The sequence below is a fragment of the Thermocatellispora tengchongensis genome (genome assembly GCF_014202315.1).
In the GTDB taxonomy this organism is placed as follows: domain Bacteria; phylum Actinomycetota; class Actinomycetes; order Streptosporangiales; family Streptosporangiaceae; genus Thermocatellispora; species Thermocatellispora tengchongensis.
In genome coordinates this window covers 31,131-52,443 of the sequence record NZ_JACHGN010000041.1, presented here as the reverse complement: position 1 = coordinate 52,443, position 21,313 = coordinate 31,131, and the positions used below count along the sequence as shown (strand labels likewise).

The 21,313-nt window shown below is 73.1% G+C and carries 16 protein-coding genes; 7 read left to right on the top strand and 9 right to left on the bottom strand.

Annotation, left to right across the window (positions count from 1 at the left end):
- Positions 1–166: 166 nt before the first annotated feature.
- Positions 167–1,093: an SMP-30/gluconolactonase/LRE family protein gene (locus tag HNP84_RS49725; protein WP_185057159.1), complete on the bottom strand. Its 927-nt coding sequence runs from the start codon at positions 1,091–1,093 to the stop codon at positions 167–169.
- A 383-nt stretch (positions 1,094–1,476) separates the two neighbouring features.
- Here HNP84_RS49725 and HNP84_RS49720 point away from each other — a divergent pair, with 383 nt between their 5' ends.
- The 4 genes from HNP84_RS49720 (at position 1,477) to HNP84_RS49705 (ending at position 5,297) form a co-directional block, all read left to right on the top strand.
- On the top strand, positions 1,477–2,586 hold the full coding sequence (locus HNP84_RS49720) for an FUSC family protein (RefSeq protein ID WP_185057158.1): 1,110 nt from the start codon (positions 1,477–1,479) through the stop codon (positions 2,584–2,586).
- Between the two features lie 218 nt (positions 2,587–2,804).
- On the top strand, positions 2,805–3,407 hold the full coding sequence (locus tag HNP84_RS49715) for a hypothetical protein (RefSeq protein ID WP_185057157.1): 603 nt from the start codon (positions 2,805–2,807) through the stop codon (positions 3,405–3,407).
- A gap of 46 nt (positions 3,408–3,453) precedes the next feature.
- Positions 3,454–4,629, top strand: a complete 1,176-nt coding sequence (locus HNP84_RS56620) for a sensor histidine kinase (protein WP_221337738.1) — start codon at positions 3,454–3,456, stop codon at positions 4,627–4,629.
- Positions 4,626–5,297, top strand: coding sequence for a response regulator (locus HNP84_RS49705; RefSeq protein ID WP_185057155.1), 672 nt, complete (start codon positions 4,626–4,628; stop codon positions 5,295–5,297). Before HNP84_RS56620 ends, HNP84_RS49705 begins: the two co-directional genes overlap by 4 nt.
- 4 nt (positions 5,298–5,301) lie before the next feature.
- On the opposite strand, the gene HNP84_RS49700 is transcribed toward HNP84_RS49705, so the two are convergent.
- The gene (locus tag HNP84_RS49700; RefSeq protein ID WP_312927440.1) at positions 5,302–8,742 is read right to left on the bottom strand and encodes a phosphodiester glycosidase family protein; all 3,441 of its coding nucleotides are present in this window, start codon (positions 8,740–8,742) and stop codon (positions 5,302–5,304) included.
- A gap of 144 nt (positions 8,743–8,886) precedes the next feature.
- Here HNP84_RS49700 and HNP84_RS49695 point away from each other — a divergent pair, with 144 nt between their 5' ends.
- Entirely contained in the window at positions 8,887–9,399 is a 513-nt protein-coding gene (locus HNP84_RS49695; protein ID WP_185057154.1) for an SRPBCC family protein, read from the top strand.
- A gap of 72 nt (positions 9,400–9,471) precedes the next feature.
- On the opposite strand, the gene HNP84_RS49690 is transcribed toward HNP84_RS49695, so the two are convergent.
- Positions 9,472–10,557, bottom strand: a complete 1,086-nt coding sequence (locus tag HNP84_RS49690; RefSeq protein ID WP_185057153.1) for a helix-turn-helix domain-containing protein — start codon at positions 10,555–10,557, stop codon at positions 9,472–9,474.
- A 415-nt stretch (positions 10,558–10,972) separates the two neighbouring features.
- On the opposite strand from HNP84_RS49690, the gene HNP84_RS57010 reads away from it, so the two are divergent.
- Complete coding sequence (locus HNP84_RS57010; RefSeq protein WP_185057152.1) at positions 10,973–11,431, top strand: helix-turn-helix domain-containing protein; 459 nt, start codon at positions 10,973–10,975, stop codon at positions 11,429–11,431.
- A 19-nt stretch (positions 11,432–11,450) separates the two neighbouring features.
- Here HNP84_RS57010 and HNP84_RS57005 read toward each other — a convergent pair whose 3' ends face one another.
- The 5 genes from HNP84_RS57005 to HNP84_RS49660 all read right to left on the bottom strand — a co-directional run bounded on the left by HNP84_RS57005 (position 11,451) and on the right by HNP84_RS49660 (position 18,099).
- Positions 11,451–11,915 (bottom strand): LysR substrate-binding domain-containing protein, encoded by a 465-nt coding sequence (locus HNP84_RS57005; protein ID WP_376772045.1) that lies wholly within the window; start codon positions 11,913–11,915, stop codon positions 11,451–11,453.
- A 375-nt stretch (positions 11,916–12,290) separates the two neighbouring features.
- Positions 12,291–12,851, bottom strand: coding sequence for a TOPRIM nucleotidyl transferase/hydrolase domain-containing protein (locus HNP84_RS49675; RefSeq protein WP_185057151.1), 561 nt, complete (start codon positions 12,849–12,851; stop codon positions 12,291–12,293).
- Between the two features lie 500 nt (positions 12,852–13,351).
- The gene (locus HNP84_RS49670; protein WP_185057150.1) at positions 13,352–14,326 is read right to left on the bottom strand and encodes an alpha/beta hydrolase; all 975 of its coding nucleotides are present in this window, start codon (positions 14,324–14,326) and stop codon (positions 13,352–13,354) included.
- 347 nt (positions 14,327–14,673) lie between these two features.
- Positions 14,674–15,084 (bottom strand): TIGR03668 family PPOX class F420-dependent oxidoreductase, encoded by a 411-nt coding sequence (locus HNP84_RS49665; RefSeq protein WP_185057149.1) that lies wholly within the window; start codon positions 15,082–15,084, stop codon positions 14,674–14,676.
- A 21-nt stretch (positions 15,085–15,105) separates the two neighbouring features.
- On the bottom strand, positions 15,106–18,099 hold the full coding sequence (locus HNP84_RS49660) for an alpha-mannosidase (RefSeq protein WP_185057166.1): 2,994 nt from the start codon (positions 18,097–18,099) through the stop codon (positions 15,106–15,108).
- A gap of 105 nt (positions 18,100–18,204) precedes the next feature.
- Between HNP84_RS49660 and HNP84_RS49655 the strand changes: the two genes are divergently transcribed.
- Complete coding sequence (locus tag HNP84_RS49655; protein WP_185057148.1) at positions 18,205–19,353, top strand: phospholipase D-like domain-containing protein; 1,149 nt, start codon at positions 18,205–18,207, stop codon at positions 19,351–19,353.
- Between the two features lie 77 nt (positions 19,354–19,430).
- On the opposite strand, the gene HNP84_RS49650 is transcribed toward HNP84_RS49655, so the two are convergent.
- A complete protein-coding gene (locus HNP84_RS49650) occupies positions 19,431–21,161 on the bottom strand; it encodes a S8 family serine peptidase (RefSeq protein ID WP_312927437.1) in 1,731 nt (576 codons plus the stop codon).
- Between the last annotated feature and the right edge of the window lie 152 nt (positions 21,162–21,313).

The window sequence follows — 21,313 nt, the reverse complement described above, 5'->3', positions numbered from 1 at the left end:
ACAACGGCAACCTCGGCGCCGGAGCCTCCACGAGCTTCGGCTTCCAGGTCAGCCGCCCCAACGGCAACACCGCCACCCCGTCCGGCTACACCTGCGCCTCACCGTGACGGGCGCGGGGCCGCGCGCCGGTGCGGCGCGCGGCCCCGCCGCCGGGGTCGGCGCTCGATCAGCGCTCGATCGCGACCACGTCGTACGGCGTGTCGGGCGCCGGCGTGGTGGTGAAGCGGGCGTTGGGCAGGTACAGCCGGTCGCCGAACGCGGCGACGGTGGTGGGCACGTCGAAGCGCGGGTCCGTCAGCCGCTCGGTCACCCGGCCGGAGCGCCCGTCGCGGCTCATCTTGATCACGGCCACGGTGTTGAGCCGGTTCTGCACCACGTAGAGCGTGCGGCCGAGCAGCAGCAGCCCGTCGCCGTTGACCAGCGTCTCGCCGCCGAGGTCCACCTTGGCGGCGGCGCCGGTGTCCGGGTCCACCCGGAACAGGGCGCCGGTGTTGGACTGCACGATCAGCAGCGCCCGGCCGTCCGGGGTCTCGGCGATGCCGTTGGCGTTGATGCCGGCGCCGTACGCGATCTCGCCGGTGAGCGGGGTCTGCACCGGCGCGGCCGGCAGCGTCCCCTTGCTGCCGAGCGGCAGCTTGGACAGCACCGGGTTGGTGGAGTCGGTGAAGTAGGCCGCGTCCTTGGTCAGCACCACGTCGTTGACGAACGCCGCACCGGTGGCCAGCCGGTACGTCGCCAGCACGGCCCCGGTGCGCGCGTCCAGCACCCGCGCGTCGCCGCCGCTGCCGCCCGCGACGAACAGCCGTCCCCGGGCGTCGGTCTTCATGCCCAGCGAGGGGGTGCCCGGCCCGGGGTTGACGATCCGCCCCGCACCGGTGCGCAGGTCGGCCCGGTAGACGGCCCCGGTGGCGCGCGAGCCGAAGTACGCGTACGGGCCGGGCCCGATCGCGATGCCCTCGGGCTGGAACCCGGCGGGCAGCGGGAAGCTACCGGGGAAGGGCGCGGACTGGGACGCCTGCGCGGGGGCGGCGGCGAACACGGAGATCAGTGACAGCAGGACGATCGTGATGAACGTTCTGGATCGTGGTCTCATGCCGTTCACGATCGCGCGGAAAGCCCTCGGAGCGGAAGACCCACCGCAAAGTGCCCGTAAATCCCAAAACACCACATTGGTTCGCCACGCTCTGGGTATGACGCGCGCGAGCGACGGACCGGGGGCGCACGAGAGCCGGATCGACGGACGGCGAGCCCAGCGCCCGGAGGGCTCCGGGGACGACGCACGCGAGCGACGGACCGGGAGCGCACGAAACCGGGATCGACGGACGGCGAGACCGGCACCCGGAGGGCTCCGGGGACGACGCACGCGAGCGACGGACCGGGAGCGCACGAAACCGGGATCGACGGACGGCGAGACCGGCGCCCGGAGGGCTCCGGGGACGACGCGCGCGAGCGACGGCGAGAGCACGTGAGAACGGGATGACGAACGGCAAGCGGGGCGGGCGGAGGCTGGCGCGGCTGCGGGCGGGCGCGCGCGAGCGGTGGCAGCGGCTGGTCTACGTCGCGCCCACCATCGTGCAGACCGCCGTGGCGGCGGGGCTGGCCTGGGTGGTGGCGCGCGAGGTGGTCGGCCACCCGCGGCCCTTCTTCGCGCCGATCGCCGCGGTGATCTGCGTCGGCGTGGCCACGGGCCGCCGGCTGCGCCGCCTGGCGGAGCTGATGGCCGGGGTGACCGTGGGCGTGGGCGTGGGCGACCTGCTGATCTCGATGATCGGCTCGGGGGCGTGGCAGATCGCGCTGGTGGTGGCGCTCGCGATGGGCACCGCCGCGCTGCTGGACGGCGCCCCCCTGATCTCGCTCCAGGCCGGCTCCTCGGCCGTGCTGGTGGCCACGCTGCTGCCGCCGTCGGGGACCGGCGGGCTGGACCGCATGGTGGACACGCTGGTCGGCGGGGTGCTCGGCATCGCCATGGTCGCCCTGCTGCCCACCAGCCCGGCCGCGCTGGCGCACCGGCACGCCTCGGCGGTGCTGGAGGCGTTGGCCGACGCCCTGGAGCGTACGGCCGACGCCATCGAGGACGGCGACCCGGAACTCGCCGAACTGGCCCTGCGCGAGGTCCGCAAGACCCAGGGCGTGATCGACGAGTTCGAGGAGGCCGTGCGCACCGGCCGCGAGATCGCCACCATCTCCCCGCTGCGCTGGCGCCGCCGGGCGCAACTGCTGCGCTACGACGCCACCCGCGTCCCCCTGGACCACGCGCTGCGCAACACCCGGGTCCTGGCCCGCCGCACCACCGCCGCGCTCAAGGGCGGCTCCGACGTCCCCGGCCCGCTCGTGGACGCCCTGCACGCCCTGGCCCGCGCCTCCCTGCTGCTCCGCGACGAGCTGGCCACCGGCCGCGACCCGGAGACCGCCCGCCAGGCCGTGCTGAACGTGATCCCCCGCCTGCGGGAGATCCCCACCGGCCCCACCAGCTTCTCCGTCAACGTCATGACCGCCCTGCTCCGCTCCCTGATCGTGGACCTGCTGACCGCCACCGGCGCCGACCGCGAGACCGCCGCCGAGTCGCTGCCTCCCCTCGCCCCCTGACCGGCACATGCCCGCTGACCGGCACATGCTCCCTGACCGGCACATGCTCCCTGACCGGCACATGGCCCCTGACCGGCACATGGCCCCACTGACCGGACCCCCTGACCGGCACATGCCGCCCGGGCGGCCGGGATTGGCCGGATGGCACTACTGGCGTGACCCGGGCGGCGCCTAGCGTCTGGGGCTGTCCGGCAGGTCAGCAAGGAAGGCGGCGTGAGATGACGGCGTGGCTGGTGCGGTTCGGGGCGGTGTGCGGGTTCGTGCTGGGGTTGTGCATCGGGGTGCCGGGGGTGGTGGAGGCGTTCACCGGAGAGACGACGGCGACGAGCCTGGTGATCGGGATCGGCGGGACTCTGGGCGCGCCGGTCGTCACCGCGCTGTATCTGGCGCAGGGCGGCGGCCGGGGGTTCCACACCCTCGCGTTCGCGGTCAACATGATCGGGCTGTCGCTGTTCGGCGGCGTGGGGTTCATGCTGAACGTGGCGCTGTTCCACCTCGATCCCGCCGTGGCGGCCGAGGTGCTGGCCGGGCCCGCGCGGATCGCGGTCTACGGCGGCATGGGGGTGTTCGTGGCCGGGACGATCCTGTTCTGCGTGTCCATGGCGCGCGCCCGGGTGCTGCCGGCCGTGCCGGTGCTGGGCTACGGGGTGGCGCTGGTGCTGCTCGCCGCGCTCGCGCCGCTGCCCGACACCCCGCTGACCAGCCTGGTGCACCTGCTGGTGTGCGTGTCGCTGGTCTGGCTGTCGGCCGCGGCGCTGCGCGGCCCGGCCGCCGCCCCGGCGGTGCGCCCGGCCACGGCCGCGGCCGGGGATGCCCGGTAGCGGGCGGGCACGCCGGGAGGGGCGCGGCGCGCGTACGCTGGCGGTCGTGTCCCTCTCCCGGCCCGTCCCGTGGGTGTCGGCCGTGCTGTACGGCGCGGTGCTGGCCGCGGGGCTGTACGCGTGGTCGCGCGGGCTCGGCGCGACCAGCCTGCCGCTGTTCGCGGGCGGCCTGGCCGCGCTGCTCGCGCTCGACCTGGCCGAGTGGCGCCGCCACCCCGAGGGCGCGCCGCGCGCCACGGCGGCGGCGCTGCTCGCCGCCCGGGTGGCGCTGTACGTCGTGGTGGCGACGGCCGACGGGTCGGGGCTGGCGCGGGCGCTGTTCGTGCTGGTCCCGTTCACGGCGTACTTCGCCTTCGGCCGCGCGGCCGCCGTCGCGCTGGCCGTGGCCACGCTCGGCCTGGTCTTCGCGGGCTACGAGCTGGGCGCGCCGCGCTGGTACGCCGACATCGAACGGGTCTCCGACCTGCTGATGTTCGCGATCGGGCTGGTGCTGACCATGGCGATGGCCGCGGTCGCCGTCGAGGAGCGCCGCGCCCGCGCCCGGCTGCGCGAGTCGGGCGAGCGGCTGGCCGAGTACGCGGGGCGGGTGGCCGAGCTGTCGGCCGCGGCCGAGCGCAACCGGGTGGCCCGCGACATCCACGACGACCTCGGGCACGACCTGACCGCCATCGCCGTCCTGCTGGAGAAGGCCACCGCCTTCCGGGGCCGCGACCCCGGCACCGCCGACGCCGCGGTCGCCGAGGCCCACCGCGCGGCGCGGCGGGCGCTGGAGGGCGTGCGCCGCTCGGTGCGCATGCTGCGCGCCGGCGCCGAGGCCGAGCGGGTCCCCGAGGACCGCTTCGAGCTGGCCGCCGCGCTGCGCGACCTCGTCTCCCGCCAGGTGGACGACGGCAGGCTGACCGTGACGCTGGACTTCTCCGGCGACGAGCACGGCTACCCCGCGCCCGCGCTGGCCGCGCTCTACCGCGCCGCGCAGGAGGGGATCACCAACAGCAGGCGGCACGCGGCGGCCACGAAGGTGGTGGTGTCCGCGCACCTCGGCGATGACGCGGCCCGGCTGGTGGTGGCCGACGACGGGCGCGGCTTCCCGCCCGGAAGCGAGGGCTTCGGGCTGCTCGGCATGCGCGAGCGGGTGCGGCTCGCGGGCGGCCGGGTGGAGATCACCAGCGGGAGCGGCGAGGGCACCCGGCTGACGGTGACGATCCCGCGGGGGGCCAAGTGAGCGAGGCGGAGGTCCGGGTGCTGGTCGTGGACGACCAGCGGCTGATCAGAGAGAGCATCGCCTCGCTGCTGGACATCCAGCCCGGCATCGCCGTGGCGGGCACGGCCGGCGACGGGCGCGAGGCCGTGGAGCGGGCGCTGGAGCTCGACCCCGACGTGGTGCTGATGGACGTGCGGATGCCCGGCATGGACGGCGTCGAGGCGGTGGCGGTGCTGCGCGAGCGGGCGCCGCGGTGCCGGGTGGTCATGCTGACCACCTTCGACGACGAGGAGTACGTCGTGCGGGCGCTGCGCGCGGGCGCGGCGGGCTACCTGCTGAAGGACCTGCCGGCCCGCGAGCTGGCCGCGGCGGTGCGGCTGGCGCACGCGGGCGTGGCCCAGTTCGACCCCGCCGCGACGGCCCGCCTCGCCGCCGCGCTCGCCCGCCCCGCCCCGGCCACGGCCACGACCCCGCCCACGGCGACGGCCTCCCCCGACGGCGTGCTGACCGCGAGGGAGGCCGAGGTGCTCCGGCTGGTCGCGGGCGGCGCGACGAACCGGGAGATCGCCGCCAGGCTCCACCTGAGCGAGGGCACGGTCAAGAACCACATCTCCCGCATCCTCACCCGGCTGGACCTGCGCGACCGCACCCAGGCCGCCGTGTACGCCCGCGACCGCGGGCTCATCTAACCGGTCACGCCGCCGCCTTCTCCTCGCCGGCCACGGTCACCTCGCGCCGCTCGGTGACCCCGTTGACGGTGACCGCGATCGTCACCTGGCCGGGGCGCAGAGCGGTGAGCGTACCGGTGGCCGGGTCGAGGACCGCCGCGTGGCGCGCCTTGGCCCCGCTCCGCGAGCCGATGTGCAGGTTCGGCGAGCCGGACCAGCCGGCCGAGACCGGGTACGCCGCCGGCACCGTCCTGCTTCCCTGCGTGATGGTCGCGGCGACCCGGGCCGAGGCGCCGGGCCGGAGCGAGGCGGGGGCGTCCAGGGCGAGCCCGTCCACGTGCGGGCGCAGCTCGGCGGAGATCCACGGGGACGCGGCGCCGAAGCGGTCGCGCCGCACCCGCTCGGCCTCCCTTGCCGTGACCGGGTCCACGCCCCACAGCGACCAGCCGGTGAACCCGCCGTCGTCCGCGGGGGTGGACGGGGTCTTGGCCGAGTTGCCGTTGATCACGTACGGGACGGCGTCCACGCGGGAGGCGTGGAAGGTGCCGACGTGCGCGCCCACGAACGCGGCGCCCTTGCCCGTCTCGCGGCGGAACTCCGCGAGCCAGTCCTCCACCAGCGCCGCCTCCTTGCGGTCGCCTAGCCGGCTGGCCTTGGCCGGCGTCGGGTCGCGCGGCGGCACGTGGAAGACGACGACCACCGAGCCGACCCGGGGGTCCTTCTCGGCCGCGTCCAGCCGGTCGCGGAGCATGGCGACCTGGTCGAAGCCGCCGCCGCGCAGGTTCAGCCTGGAGGTGTCCAGGGTGATGAACCGGGTGCCCTTGTGGTCGAACGTCCCGTACGTCGCGCCGAAGGCCGCCTTGAAGTTGTCGATCGCGCCGCCCATGACCTCGTGGTTGCCCGGCACGTAGTGCACCGGGAAGGCGTCGCCGACCTCCTCCTCGATCACCCGCTTGGCCAGCGCGAAGTCCTCGGGGGACGCCTCGTCCACCAGGTCGCCGTTGATCAGCAGGAAGTCGGGGCGGGCGGCCTTGATCTCGCGCAGCGTGCGCCGGGCGCCCGCGACCAGGTCGCTGTCGGGGGCCCTGGCAACGAACTGGGCGTCCGACATCACCGCGAACCGCCACGGCATCGCGGCCACGTCCGCGCCGTCCGCCACCACCGGGTCGCTCACCCGGGGCCCGGCCGGGGCGGTGATCGAGGGCGCCACCTTGGCGGTCAGGCCGTCGATCACGATCTCGTTGGTGTAGGAGGCGGCGGCCTTGGTCTCGGCGACGTAGAACCGGCGCAGCCGCAGCGGGTAGGACACGCCCGCCGGGACGGTGAACTCGACCTGCCGCCAGCCGGTCCAGGTCAGGTAGGGGCCGCGCAGGATCTGCGACTGGCCCTGCCCGTCGTAGAACTCCAGGCTCGGCCACTCCCCCTTGCCGGTGGAGTTGATCCACAGCGAGAACGCCTGCGGCTGGCCGGGCACGGTGATCTGCTGCGGCGGGCTCGCGTACGCGGCGCGGGTGGCCGTGGACTGGGTGAAGTCGTAGGACAGCTTCAGCCCGCCGCCGCTCTGCCCGGGGACGGCCGACAGCGAGCCGGTCGCGCGGGCGGCGGCGAACCTCCAGGACGCGGCGTCGTCGAAGGCGGCGACCGGCACGTCCTCGTACCCGACCGTGACCGGCACCGACACGCTCGCCCGGCCGACCTTCGCGGTCACCAGCCCGGAGCCCACCGCCTTCTTGGCGGTGACGGTGAAGTGGCCCTGCGCGGAGGCGGTGACGTCGAGCAGCGTCTCGTCGTAGTCGAGCGTCACGTCGGCGGGCTCGATCGGCGCGGTGTTGCCCTCGCGGTCGTAGCCGACCACGCCGAAGGTGCCGCGCGCTCCCGCGCCGCCCAGGCCGACCCGGTCGGTGGTGGCGCCGATCCTGGTCAGGGGCTGCAGCACGGTGAGGCCGATCTCGCCCTTGGCGGCGCCGCGGAAGGCGGTGGCGGTGACCGTGCCGGGCGTCAGGGCCCGGAAGGTGCCGTCGGCGGCGACCTTGCCGCGGGCGGCGCTGCTGGTGCGCCACTTCGCCGCGCCGGACGCCGGGCCGTACGTCTCGTCGTAGCCGGCGGCGGTCAGCTTGCGGGTCAGGCCGGGGAAGACGCGGTCGGTGCGCCCGCCGGTGACCGGGCCCGCGCCCGGCGCCTTGACCGGGTCGATCGCGGTCTCCACCCAGTAGCCCTTGAGCCTGCCGCTGCCCTCGGGGGCGTACAGGGCCAGGCCGTTGGGCACGTGCCGCTCGCCGCCGTCGGACGGGCTGTTCTCCACCTGGGCCGTGCCGGAGCCGGGCTCGCGGGCCAGCATGGTGGAGGAGCCGCCGCCATCCAGGTTGAGCGCGTTGTGCGCGCCCAGCTCGGCCATCATCCGGCCCAGCTCGGTCAGGGTGACGCCGCGGCTGTCCACCTGACGGCCGTCCACGGTGAGCATGTACATCTTGCGGCCGTCCTTGGAGAAGCCGACCGCGGTGCGGGGGTGGGCGGCGGTGTCGGAGGAGACCTGCGGCACGCCGTCCCTGACCACGACCTGCGCGCCGCCGACGGCCGCGTGCACCGCGCCGCCGTCGGACGCCTTGGGCGCGTACGCGATCTCCACCCGGTCGCCGGTCTTGAGCGCGGCGAGCGCGGCGGCCCCGGCGTCGCGGCCGAGCAGCACGGTGGTGCCGGCCGGGATCGGCCCGGTGCCCGCCGTGGTGGCGACGCCGGTCACCTTCCCGTCGGTCAGCGTGACCTCGGTGACCGCGGACGCGCCCTCGACGGCGCGGGCCCGGGTGTAGGAGCCCCACAGCGAGGTGAACAGGCCGACGCCGCCGGACTGGACGATCTGGTTGAACTGGGTGAGCTTGATCGGGGCGCCGCCCTCGGGGGTGGCGGTGCCGTCGAAGGCCATGGACACCACGCGGCCCACGCCGTCAGGGGAGATCGCCACCGCGTTGGGGTGCCCGGCGACGGGCGACTGCACCAGGTTGCCGCTCTGGATGCCGATGCCCTGCGCGGCGCCTGAGTTGTTGATGTCGAAGAAGTCGCCGTTGACGGCCGCGACGGCCCGGGTGCGCCCGGCGGGGCCCGACAGCGGCTCGGTGCGGGACACCTCGCCGGAGAAGACGTAGTCGGCGCGCACTCCGTCCTCGCCGCCGCCGAGGTCGGCGGTGACGGCGTCGGCGCGCAGCCAGCCGGCGGCGTCGTAGCGGTCGAAGGAGGTGAGGGTGACGCCGGGCGCGACCGGCCGGGTCCGCCTCGCGGTGTCGAGGTGGGTCGCGCCGGGCGCGACGAGCAGCGTGGAGGGCTCGCGCAGCGACGACTCGGGCGGCGCGTCCTCGGCGACGGCGGTGGGCGCCGGGGTGGGCGCGGGCTCGGCGCGTACGGGCCCGGCGACACCGGCCGCGAGCACGAAGGCGAGCGAGACCACGCCCAGGGGGCGAAGTGCAGAGATCACGCCCGAACTCAACCGCGCCCTGGTTACTCCTTTCAATCTACAAAGATGTAGTGAAAGGAAATTTCACCTGTCCGCCACATGACCATCGGCAGGGTACATGCCCATTCCGCTATATACTTCTTAAGGCATACAAAGGAGGCCAGGATGCTGGGAGACCTCGTCGCCACCGACGACGGCCGGTTCGCGGTACGGTTCGAGCGGGTGCTCGACCACCCGCCGCAGAAGGTCTGGCGCGCGCTCACCGAGCCCGGCCACCTCGCCGCCTGGTTCCCCGTGCTGGTGGAGTTCCACGCCGTGGCGGGCGCCGCGCTCCGCTTCGAGCTCAAACCCGAGGCCAAACGGCGCTTCGACATCGCCGAGGACGAGGACACCGCGTCGTACGGCGAGGTGATCGCCGCCGACCCGCCCCGCCTGCTGGAGTACACCTGGGGCAACGAGATCCTGCGCTGGGAACTCCAACCGCACGGCGACACCGCCTGCCGCCTCGTCTTCACCAACGTCTTCGACGAGCGCGACACCGGCGCCCCCGCCGCGGCCGGCTGGCACGTCGCCCTCGACCTCCTCACCGCCGCCCTGGACGGCCGCGAGGTCCCCTGGTCCCCCTGGGACCGCGCCGACGAACTCACCGCCCAGTACGCCGCAACGCCCTACCGCTGACCGTCCCACCCGGTGTCCTCCCCGCAGGGATCGCCAGACACGGCCGGGCAGCACCCGCGCCAGGGCCGGAGATCAGACCGGGCGGAGTGCGGCGAGGGTGAGCGCCAGGTGGGCGCGCATCCGGCCGGCGGGCGAGGACAGCGAGAACCCGAGCGCGTCCTCGGCTCGCGCGATCCGGGCGGCGAGCGAGCTGTGGTGCAGGTGCACGGAAGCCGCGGCGCGCCGCACCGTGCCCTCCTCGCACAGCGCCCGTACGGCCTCCAGCGCCTCGGCGCCGTGCGGCCGTCGCGCCAGCTCCCGCACCGCCCGCACGTCGGGGAGGGCGGCGATGGCCTCGTCCGGCACGTGCTCGGCGATCAGCGCGAGGGCCCCGAGGTCGGCCCAGCGCACCACCTGAGCGCCGGGGCTCGCGCCCGCGAAGCGCAGCGCCGTACGCGCCCGTTCCCAGGACTCCGCCAACCCCGCCCCTGAAGCCACGACAGGACCCACCCCGGCCCGCCACCCGCCCGGCGCGCCGCACCGATCGGAGGAGACGCCCCCGGCCTCGGAGCCGGCGGCCGTGAGCACGGCCACGACACCGTCGATCCGGGCCGTACGGGTGTGGTGCCCCGCCGCCCGCAGCCGCCCCGCCAGCGCCGCGCCGTCCTCCCCGCTCCCCGCCACCGCGAGAACCTGAAGGCGCGCCCCCGGCCCGAACCCGAGCAGGCGCAGCGCCCGAGCGCGCTCGGCCTCCCCCGCCCCCGCGGACAGGGCCAGCTCCACCAAGGCCGGATCGCCACCCGCGAGCACCTGCGCCGCGGCCCGCTCCAACGTCACCGCGGCCGCCGCCGCGAACCGCTCCAGGACGATCGCGTCCAACGGGCGCGCCGGCCCCTCGCGCTCCAGCCACACCGTCCCCGCCCCGGCCCCGACCTCCCGCACGGCCGCCCCCTTGGGCGGCACCGCCTCCTCGACCGGCCCACCGGGCACGGCCCGCGGCCCCCGCCCGCTCGCGGCCTCCACCAGCCCCGCCGGACATTCGGCAAGCCGCGCAGTGGCCTGCACCAGCGCGGCGGCACTCGCGTGCCCGGCCACCAGCGCATCGAAATACGCGATGACCCGCACAGCGCTTTCAGCATCGGCGTCGAGCGCCGACAACCGCAGCAGCAGTCCCAGCACGGCCCCAGCGTACGCCGTACGCCTCCAGCGCGCGCCCAAGACGCGCACCACCCCACCAGATGTCCCCTCCGTGACCCGCGCCTGCCCCGGCACCGAAGCTTGATCTTTTTGGTGCCCAAGTGCAGCACCATCCCGAGCCCGATAGGCACAGTGTGTTGAGGGTGAGGCGCGACGACCACAGCATCCGCGCCGAGAAACCGCGAGAGCGTCCAACCACAGGACAATCACCGCACACCCCGGCAACAGTCATCGCCCGGCGAGACATCACATATTTTTGCCATTGCACTCAGCAGTGCCATTATGCCGTTTTCAACCTCACCTCAATCGGACGGAAGTCCTATGTCACCAAGCAGCCATGACACCATAGCCATTCCGATTCCTGCTCGGCACATCAGCCTTGCCATACCGTCCTGGCATGACGCGGGTCAAAGGTCACTGGCGAAGAAGTTCAAAGGGAACGCTTCACTGGGTGCGCCCTCACAGTCGACGGACTGCCATCGCCGGAGCAGGAGGCGGCATCACGTTAGCCATCCTCATCTATATCCTCGTGGCGAGCCTTCAAGCCGGGCCCAGCAGCTCCAGCGTCTCTACTCCTTCATCGATGGCTCCGGAATCGACTCTTTCCGTGCCCACCGGAAAGTACGTACAGCTGGCGCAGGCACTGCAAGCGGCCCGGCACAGAATAGGACTCTCACTGGAGGAAGTCAGCCGACAGACAGGAATACCACGTTCACAGCTATCCGATGCGGAGGCGGGAGCACTTATGCCAACCGCCGAACAGTTAGACACTCTTGGCAGGACCTACCAGTTGACCAGCAAAGAACGGAGCGACTTATTAGATCATCGCCTCAGAGCTGAAATCGGCATCAACTAACGGGTGTTGACGGCTGAGGTTACGGCGGTGAACGTCGGCTATACCGTCGCCGTACGCATCCGGCGGCCCGGAGCCGGGGCGGCACCTGGGGCATTACGCCATGGCCCGCAGAATCTCGATCAGCGCGGTGGTGGCCGGGGGTCTGGTGGGTCGCCGTATGTGACGGCATAGATCTGACGAGCGTTGTTGGGGATTTTTGTGGCGTGGATCCCGGGCGCCCGTTGCGCCGTGAGCGCGAGTCCGGGAAGCGTGCGCCCCCCATTCCCGACGCCACCAGCGACTGGATGACGACCATGTCGTCACTGGAGTAGGCGATTCGAGGCGAGAAACCGGCACGCCCGCATGCCGCGATCAAGGCTTCTCGGCAGCGTTCGCATCCGCCGCCCCAGGCTGAGCCGCGATGATCCTCAAGGCGTTGGCCGGGTTGGAGGCTGACGAGGTAGAGCGGATCGTCCAGTAGGTGCGTGAGCCGGAACCGGCGAATCCCCGGCGTTCACCCGTGCGTCCGCGGTGCCGCCGCATGCGGTAGATCAGCCGCGGCCGCGCACCTGGCTGGTCGGGGCGGGTGGCGATCAGGCCCGCGATCGATACGCGCCCGGTGCCCTTGACCGGCGGCGACACGATCGGGGTGCGCCCCCGCCAGCCCCAGGTGCGGCCCCTGGGGGGTCTCAGGGGTTGGCCGGCCTCGTCCTCGAAGCACACCCACGCACCCTGCTGCGCCACCGGCCTTTTATCATCGGCCACTGCTCGTCTACCTGCACCGGCACACCTGGGGGGACGCCGCCACTCCCGCGCGCGTTTGGTTCCACCAGCGAATCCGCCTCACCCGGCGATGACGGAGTCGCCGTCTCCGCCTGGTTCATAGGTGGGCCAGCAGCATGTCCAGTGGCCGCGGCACGCGATCGAGATCGAGTGCCGCGACGAACAGGCCGGCGTAGCGGATCTTGCGGCCACCGCCCGATCCCATGAAGCGGCGCAGTTGGTCGTGGGTGGTCCTTTCGCGCCATGCGGGTTGCTTCTGGAGCGTGCGAAACGAGCCGAGCTCGCCCTCGGCGTCGACAACGCGCTCAACGGTGGCGGTGCCGAGGGCGCGGATCAGCTCGTCCTCCAGGTCGGCGACGCACACGAAGAATCCGAGCGCCTCCAGATCGCTTCGGTCGAGGTCGGAGCCGAGGCCGCCGCGCTCCAGCCCTCTCCGGAAGTCGCCTTCCTCCCCGACGTCGCACAGACCCGCCAGCCGGAGGTTGCGACCGAGGGGGCCGAACCTGCGGATGTACGTTCCGATGTTCGTGGCACCGCCCATCGCCACAAGGGAGATGCCCTCGGCCGCCAGGTTCCGGCCACGGCGCTCGGCCAACGCTTCGATAACCGACTTGTCACTGGCGCCCTCGACCAGGACCACGGTCTGCGTGTCGCTCACGAGGCCAGCCTTGCACCGAACCTGGAGAGGTTCGACCCGTTTTACGCGCTGGGAGGTGACCAGATCACGCCCCTCAGGGTGAGGGAGACACCTCGGGGAGAGCCATCGGTGGCATGGTCCGAAGCCTCCACCCATGGACGCGCTGGCATATGCCGGCAAGCGTGTGCGCCGGCCCCGTCAACATGATCTGCGGTGCACAGCCTCAGCCGCGGGCACCGTTGCCGCTGAGTGCCGGAATGAAGATCGTGAAGACTTGTCAACATGCTCGTACGTTGGCAATGGGCGGATTGGCGCGGAGCGCGGGGGCGGGTGGGCGCCAGGCGGGTCACCACCTTGGCGGGCGGCGGGTGGGTCCGTGTGGGCGCTAGCGTCGGGCGGAGCCCGACACTGGAAGAGAGCGTCCGAGCGTAGCGAGGGCCTTTTCCCCCCGCGCGGAGCGCGGGGGGCGGGTGGGCGCCAGGCGGGTGGCCGCCACCTCCGTGGTGGCGGGTGGGCCCGCGTTACTTGGGGGTGTTGAGGGCGCGGTTCAGGACGGCGATGCGTTCGGCGGCGGCGCGGCGGCTGAGGGGGGCGGTGGGGATCAGGCCGTCGAAGCCGTGGAAGGCGCCGGGGTAGAGGTGGAACTCGGTGGAGACGCCGGCGGCGGTCAGGCGCAGGGCGTACTCGGCGCACTCGTCGCGGAAGACCTCCAGTTCGCCCACGTCGATGTACGCCGGGGGCAGGCCGGACAGGTCGGTGGCGCGGGCGGGGGCGGCGTACGGGGGCACGTCGTCGGTGCCGGCGCGGTCGCCGAGCAGGGCCTTCCAGCCGAACTCGTTGTTGGCGCGGCTCCACACGATCGCCTCGGTGAACTCGCGGCTGGAGGCGGTGATGTTGCGGTCGTCGAGCATCGGGCAGACGAGGAGCTGGAAGGCCACGGCGGGGCCGCCGCGGTCGCGGGCCAGGAGCACCGTGCCGGCGGCCAGGCCGCCGCCGGCGCTGATGCCGCCCACGGCGATGCGGTCGGGGTCGATGCCCAGCTCGGCGGCGTTCTTGGCGGTCCACACCAGGCCGGCGTAGCAGTCCTCCACGGGGGCGGGGTGGGGGTTCTCCGGGGCGAGCCGGTAGTCCACGGAGACCGCCACGCAGCCGACCTCCAGCACGTACGAGGCCAGCCGCGCGTCGTCCATCTCCGGCTCACCGATGATCATGCCGCCGCCGTGGATCCAGTACAGGCCGGGCAGCACGCCCTCGCGGCCCGCCTCGCGGTAGATCCGCACCCGTACGTCCGGCGCCCCCTCGGGGCCGGGGATGCGGCGGTCCTCGATCGTCACCCTCTCGTCCACGGCGGGGGCCATGGCCGCGCGCATCGCCGCGATCTGGAGCCGGATGTCCGGCAGGTCGTCGAAGCTCGCGGTGGAGAAGTCGGCGGCGGGCAGCGGGATGTCGGCGAGGGCGGCGGCCAGGCCGGGGTCGAGGTTCGGATGGAACGCCATCGGTCTCCCCTCTCGGAAGGGCGGGTGGGTCGGTCTGCCTTTGGGCGTCGGGGCTGTCTGGTGGTCGGGGCTGGTGATCGAGTCTGTCGGCTGCGGTCGGTCTGTCGGCTGCGCCCCGTCTGTCGGCTGCGGTCGGTCTGTCGGCTGCGCCCCGTCTGTCGTCTGCGGTCTGTCGGCTGTCCTCTGCGCTCGGTCTGTCGGCTGTCCTTTGCCTTGCGCGTCGGGCTGTCTTGTCCGCCGCAGGCGTGGGGCTGCTGGAGCGTCTGACAGAAGGATCGTCTGCGGCGTTGCCGTGCACAACCGCAACATGGCCGCGATGAGGACGGGCCCGTCCGCCATGTGGCGCGTCAGGTGTACGACCAGCCCGACCAGTGCTCCACCTGGACGACGATGACCGGGCCCTCGGGCGTGCGCTCGCGGTACTGGGGGTACTTCGCGGCCAGCGCCTCCAGTGCGGCCGGTTCGCGCGGCACGACCTCGGCCCGGCCGTCGGCCCTGACCCACCACAGCGCGCTCCAGTCGTCGTCGTAGTGGTCGGTGAGCAGGCACACGCGCGGGTTCTCGCGTATGTTCGCCAGCCTGCGCAGGCCCGTGGCGGTGGTCTTGGGTTTGTGGTCCACGGCCACGTAGACGGTCTCGCCGCGCATGGCGAAGGTGACCGGGACCAGGTGCGGCGTGGCGTCCGCGGCCGCGGTGGCGAGCCCGGCCACCCGCGCGTCGTGGAACAGGCGCCGCGCCCGGTCCGGTTCGATCCTCATCGTCCCAGCGTATGACCTGCTCTACGCCGGGGTGAGCCGGAGGGTGACGATCTCGAAGGGGCGCAGCGCGAGGGTGATCTCGCCCGGGTCGGGGGTGCGTCCTGCGGGTAGCGGGCGCTCCAGCAGGTCGCACTCCTGTACGCCCGACACCGGCAGGTGGCAGGTCAGCCGGGCCGCCGCCCGCCCGCCCAGCGACTCGTACAGCCGCACCACGATGTCGCCGGAGCGGTCGTCGGCCAGTTTGACCGCCTCCACCACCACGGCGGGGTCGTCCACCGCGACCAGCGGCGGCACCGCCCGTCCGCCGGGCACGGCGCGCGGGGGCAGGTTGGCGTGGTAGCCCTCGCGCACCGCGTCGCCGATCGCGGCGCCGGGGACGAGCGCGTACCCGAAACGGTGGAGGCCCTGGTCGGTCTCGGGGTCGGGGAAGCGCGGGGCGCGCAGCAGCGACAGCCGGACGGTGGTGGCGGTGCCGCCGCCCGTCCGGGGCTGCCGGGTGACGTCGTGGCCGTAGGTGGAGTCGTTGACGACCGCGACGCCGTAGCCGGGCTCGCCGACGTGGATCCAGCGGTGGGCGCAGATCTCGAACCGGGCGGCGTCCCAGGAGGTGTTGGTGTGCGCGGGGCGGTGCACGTGGCCGTACTGGATCTCGGAGGAGGACCTGTCGGCCTGTACGTCGAGCGGGAACGCGGCCTTGAGGATCTTCTCGGTCTCGTGCCAGTCCACCTGGGTCTCGATGTCGAGGCGGCGGGCGCCGGGGCGCAGCCGCAGCGTCTGGCGTACGGAGGAGGAGCCGAAGGCGCGCACGACCCGGATCGCGCCGGGGCCGGCGGGGGCGACCTCCTCGGCGTCCACCAGGTCGGTGACGGTGTTGCGGTAGAACGGGTCGATGTCCCAGGCGTCCCAGTGGTTCGGCAGGTCCGGGTGGATCTGCAGCAGGTTGCCGGCGGCGCCGGGCGGCAGCACCTCGCGTCCGGCGACCAGGTCGAGCAGGGAGACGACGAGGCCGCGCCGGTCCACCGTCACCCGCAGCAGGCCGTTGTCCAGCACGTACGTCCCGTCGTGCTCGGCCGCGGGCGGGGACGGCGGCGCCTCGCCGGTGAGCGCGGCGCCGAGCGCGGGCACCCCGTCGCGGGGGTGCGGCGCGGCGTTGAAGGTGACGGTGCCGCCGCCCTCCCCCGCCAGGGCCCGCAGCGCGCCGTCGATGATCTCCTCCAGCTCGGCGGCGATCTCGGCGTACGCGCGCTCGGCCTCGCGGTGCACCCAGGCGATCGAGCTGCCCGGCAGCACGTCGTGGAACTGGTGCAGCAGCACCCGCTTCCACAGCCGGTCCAGCCGGTCGTAGGGGTAGCCGGCCAGGCCGTGGGCCGCCGCCGTGGCGCACCACAGCTCGGCCTCGCGCAGCAGGTGCTCGCTGCGCCGGTTGCCCTGCTTGGTACGGGCCTGGCTGGTGTAGGTGCCGCGGTGCAGTTCCAGGTACAGCTCGCCGGACCACACCGGCGGGTCGGGGTAGTCGGCCTCGGCGGCGCGGAAGAACTCCTCCGGGGTGTGCAGCTCGACCCGGGGGGAGCCCTCCAGGTCGGCGGTACGGGCGGCGCGGGCCAGCATCTCGCGGGTGGGCCCGCCGCCGCCGTCGCCGTAGCCGAACGGGACCAGCGACCGTGTGGCGCGGCCCTTCTCGGCGAAGTTGTCCGAGGCGTGCGCCAGCTCGGTGCCGGACAGGTCGGAGTTGTAGGTGTCCACCGGCGGGAAGTGGGTGAACACGCGGGTGCCGTCGATGCCCTCCCACAGGAAGGTGTGGTGCGGGAACCGGTTGACCTGGTTCCAGGAGATCTTCTGGGTGAGGAACCAGCGCGAGCCGGCCAGCGTGACGATCTGCGGCAGCGCCGCGGAGTAGCCGAAGGAGTCGGGCAGCCAGACCTCGGCGGGCTCGACGCCGAACTCCTCGATGAAGAACCGCTTGCCGTGCACGAACTGGCGGGCCATCGCCTCGCCGCCGGGCATGTTGGTGTCCGACTCCACCCACATGCCGCCCGCGGGCACGAACCGGCCGGCGGCGACGTGCTTCTTGACCCGCTCGTACACGCCGGGGTGGTGCTCCTTGATCCAGGCGAGCTGCTGCGCCTGGGACATGGCGAAGCGGAAGCCGGGGTGGTCCTCCATCAGCGCGGTCACGTTGGCGGCGGTCCTGGCCACCTTGCGCACGGTCTCGCGCATCGGCCACAGCCAGGCGGAGTCGATGTGCGCGTGGCCGACGGCGGAGATCCGGTGCGCGCTGGCGTGGGCGGGGCTGGCCAGGACGCCGGCGAGCCGTTCGCGGGCGCGGGCCGCGGTGCCGGGGACGTCCTGGAGGTCCAGCGCGTCCAGGGCCCGCTCCAGCGCGCGCAGGATCTCGAAGCGGCGCGGCTCGTGCGTGCCCAGGCGGCGCATGAGGTGGTCGAGCACCTCCACGTCGCGGGCCAGCTCCCACACCTCGCGCTCGAAGACGGCCAGGTCGGCGCGGGCCAGCCGGTACATGGGGGCGGTGCCGGCGGTGCGCGGGTCGCCCAGGGGGGTGACGTAGCCGCGGTAGTCGATCAGCGGGTTCGCGGCGGCCTCGACCAGCACCTCGTACGGCTCGCCGGGGCGCGCCGCGACCGGCAGCCAGGCGTTGCGCGGGTTGAGGCCCTTGACCGGGGCGCCGTCGGGCGTGTAGGCGAGCCCTTCGCACTGGAAGCCGGGCCGGTCGGCGTCGAAGCCCAGGTCCACCACGGCCTCGACGGTCTCGCCCGCCCACTCGGCCGGCACCGTGCCGGTCAGGCGGAACCAGGTCGTGCCCCACGGCGGGCCCCACGGCTCGCCGGCGGCCGTGGGCGCGTACTCCTGCCCGGCGGCCTCGGCGAAGGGCACGGGCTCGCCGGGCGCGTGCCAGGCGGCGACCGTGAGCGGGACCGACCTGGCGTACACGGCGGGCCGGATGCGCTCCCGGAGCGCGCGGGCCAGGCGCGCCTCGACGAGGGCGCGGTCGTCATGCATCTGGGCTCCCGAGGGGATGGTGCCGATGGTCATCTCACCTTAAATATGGTTCTCGGTCATGAAATAGCCGTTGTTACTGCCACGAAGCGGTGGGACCATGCCCGCATGGCGTCATTCGCCGGCGGGAAGATCGAGGCGTACGCGGGCCCCGCGGAGCTGGGCGCGCCCGACGACCTCGAAGCCGTGATCGTCGAGTTCGTGCACGGGGCGCGGCAATCGCTGGACATCGCGATCCAGGAGCTGGACTCCGAGCCGATCGCCCAGGCCGTGCTGGACGCGCGGTTCCGCGGGGTGAGCGTGCGCATGGTGCTGGAGCAGGACTACCTGCTCACGGCCAAGGTGCCGAAGATCGTGGTCCGGGAGGGCGAGGACGAGGCGGCGGCCCGGCGCCGGGTGCAGTGGAGCGACGAGCCGGGCGCGCGCAGCCTGGAGGCGAACCGGCGCATCCTGGCCGCGCTGCTGCGCTGCGGCGTGGACGTCAAGGCGGACTACAACCCGGCGATCTTCCACCAGAAGTTCATCGTGCGCGACTTCCGGGAGAAGGCGACGCCTACCTCGGCGATCCTGTCGGGCTCGGCGAACTTCACCGGGACCGACTGCCACCGCAATCTCAATCACGTCGTGATATTTCATGATGTGTCGGTGTGCCGGGAGTACGCCGGGGAGTTCGAACGCATCCGGGCGGGCCGGTTCGGCCGCGGCGAGCACGGCAAGGTGCCCGCGGCGTACAACGTGGGCGGGGTGCCGGTGAAGGTGCTGTTCGCGCCCGACCACGCCCCCGAGCTGGAGATCATGAAGCAGATGCTCAAGGCGAGGCGGCAGGTGGACTTCGCCATCTTCACCTTCGCCGGGTCCTCCGGCATCGACGACGCGATGATCGCGCTGGCCGAGGCCGGGCGCACGGTGTCGGGGGCCATGGACCCCGGCCAGGGCGCGCAGAAGTGGGCGGCCACCCACGACCTGGACCGGGCGCGCATCGAGATCTTCTTCCCCAAGCGGGCGCCGGGGTTCGGCAAGCTGCACCACAAGCTGATGGTCATCGACGACTCGGTGGTGATCGCCGGGTCGTTCAACTACACGGCCCCGGCCAACAACTACAACGACGAGAACATCTTCGTGCTGGGCAGCCCGTACCCCGACCTGCCCCGCCGCGAGGGCGGCCCGCGCGACGCCGAGGCGTGCGCCGCGCTGGCGGGCTTCTTCCGTCAGGAGATCCGGCGCATCCAGGGGGCGGGCGAGCGCTTCACCGCCTGATCCCGGCCGGCGCACCGGGCCCCGGGCGCCGTGCGGCGCCCGGGGCCCGGGGATCGCGTCCCGTCAGGGGCGGGAGGTCACCGGGCGACCTTCAGGGCGTCCACGATGCCGGAGCCGTAGAAGCCGTTGCGGAACTTGCCGCCCTCGCACACGTGCGTGGCGGTCGCGGTCGTGCCGTTGGGCAGGTGCCGGGTGTAGGTGAAGGCGGGCGGGTTCGGGCAGGCCGTCTTGGTGGCGGTCGCCTTCAGCACCGTCTCCACGAACGCCGGGCTCAGCGTCTTGCCGCCGTGCTCGCGGTCGCGCACGCCGTACTTGCTGACGATGAGCGCGGCCACGCCCGCGGCGCGCGGGGAGGCCATGGACGTGCCCTGGAGGTACTGGTAGTACGCGCAGGTGTCGCCCTTGCAGCTCCGCACCACGTAGTCCACGTTGGGCGTGCCGTCGGGGTTCAGCTCACCGTTCGCCTCGGCGAGGTACTTGGGGTACGCCGACAGCGTCGCCTTGGTGACGTCCCGGGTGTTGTCCGGGGTGTCGTACACGTCGCCGCCCGGGGACGCGACGTCGACGTAGCCGTTGCCGTAGTCGGAGAAGTACGACTTGCGCTTGCTGATGCCCAGCGACGACACCGAGATCACGTGGTTGCCCTCGCTCGGCAGGGAGACGCAGCTCGGCGGGATGGTGCGGCTGTACGGCGCCTCGCCCGGCTCGCTGGCGAAGTCGGGGCTGGTGGCGTCCACGACCTCCTTGGTGTAGTCGAGGGCCTGGTTGCCCGCCGCCGCCACCAGCGTGACGCCGTTGCGGTGGGCGTAGTCGAGCGCGCGCTGGGTGGCGGCGATGATGGTGGCCTGCTCCTGCCGGTCGGCGGGCGAGTCCTTGGGGTTGTCGGTGCAGTTGAACAGCCAGGGGTCGATGTAGTAGCTCATGTTGGCCACGTCCACGCCGATGTCGGCGGCGTAGGTGAGCGCGTCCACCGAGGCCTGCAGGAAGAAGTAGCCCGAGTCCTGGCCGGCCCGCAGGTTCACGATCGACACCTTGGGCGCCACGCCGGCGATGCCCAGGCCGTTGATCGGGGAGGCGATGGAGGAGGCGACGTGCGTGCCGTGGCCGTTCTCGTCCACGTTCGCCGGGTCCTGGCAGGACTGGTCGGGCTCGGCCTCGCACGGGCCGTCCACCTCGTTGCCGTCGGCGTCCACCGGGATGTCCACGGTGAAGTTGCGGCTCAGCTCGTTGTTGAAGTTGGGCGCGATGTCGGGGTGGGTGCCGTCCACGCCGGTGTCGAGGATGGCGACGAGCACGCCCCGGTCGCCCTGGAGGTACTTGTGGGAGCCGTCGGCGGTCGCGTTGATCTGCTTCATGTCCCACTGGAGCTCGGCCAGCGGCTCCGCCTTGGGCTTGGGCTTGCCGAAGGTGCCCCGGGCGGGCGCGCCGTGCCCGGCCTTCTCGACCGCGGCCGCCTCGATGGCCTTGCGGATGCCCGCGGAGGTCCGGGCGTTGGCCGGCGCGTGGCCGATGGAGCGGTTGCGCGCCACGCCGGCGATGGCCTCCTGGTCCTGCGCCGCCGCCGCGAAGTCGGCGTTGGTGGTGGATACGGTGGCGACACCTACGGCGGCGTTCTCCTTCACGATCGTGCCGCCGGCGGCCTCGACGGCCTTCTTGGCCTCGGCGAGGTTCACGCCCTCCTCGTACAGCACGACGTACTCGGTCTCGGCGGCCGGCGCGGTTCGCGCGGGCCCGGCCGCCTGAGCCGGGCTGATCAGCGTTGTCATCGCGAGCGCGGCAACGGCGCCAATGACGATGCTGCGTTTCACACGTACCTCCGTGGGTTACGGGATATCCCTGTAAATCTGGGGTCAGGACCGCTGCAAGGCCAGTTGATCCACAAATTGGAATCAAGGCGTGATTTATCGGAAGTTTCGGGATTTCGGGGCGTTAACCAGCCGCCATTTCGGTCCCCCGCCGT

Excerpts from the sequence above, each read along its gene's own strand:
- HNP84_RS49725 (WP_185057159.1), bottom strand. The coding sequence starts at position 1,093 with ATGAGACCACGATCCAGAACGTTCATCACGATCGTCCTGCTGTCACTG.
- HNP84_RS49720 (WP_185057158.1), top strand. The coding sequence starts at position 1,477 with ATGACGAACGGCAAGCGGGGCGGGCGGAGGCTGGCGCGGCTGCGGGCG.
- HNP84_RS49715 (WP_185057157.1), top strand. The coding sequence starts at position 2,805 with ATGACGGCGTGGCTGGTGCGGTTCGGGGCGGTGTGCGGGTTCGTGCTG.
- HNP84_RS49695 (WP_185057154.1), top strand. The coding sequence starts at position 8,887 with ATGCTGGGAGACCTCGTCGCCACCGACGACGGCCGGTTCGCGGTACGG.
- HNP84_RS57010 (WP_185057152.1), top strand. The coding sequence starts at position 10,973 with ATGACGCGGGTCAAAGGTCACTGGCGAAGAAGTTCAAAGGGAACGCTT.
- HNP84_RS49670 (WP_185057150.1), bottom strand. The coding sequence starts at position 14,326 with ATGGCGTTCCATCCGAACCTCGACCCCGGCCTGGCCGCCGCCCTCGCC.
- HNP84_RS49665 (WP_185057149.1), bottom strand. The coding sequence starts at position 15,084 with ATGAGGATCGAACCGGACCGGGCGCGGCGCCTGTTCCACGACGCGCGG.
- HNP84_RS49660 (WP_185057166.1), bottom strand. The coding sequence starts at position 18,099 with ATGCATGACGACCGCGCCCTCGTCGAGGCGCGCCTGGCCCGCGCGCTC.
- HNP84_RS49655 (WP_185057148.1), top strand. The coding sequence starts at position 18,205 with ATGGCGTCATTCGCCGGCGGGAAGATCGAGGCGTACGCGGGCCCCGCG.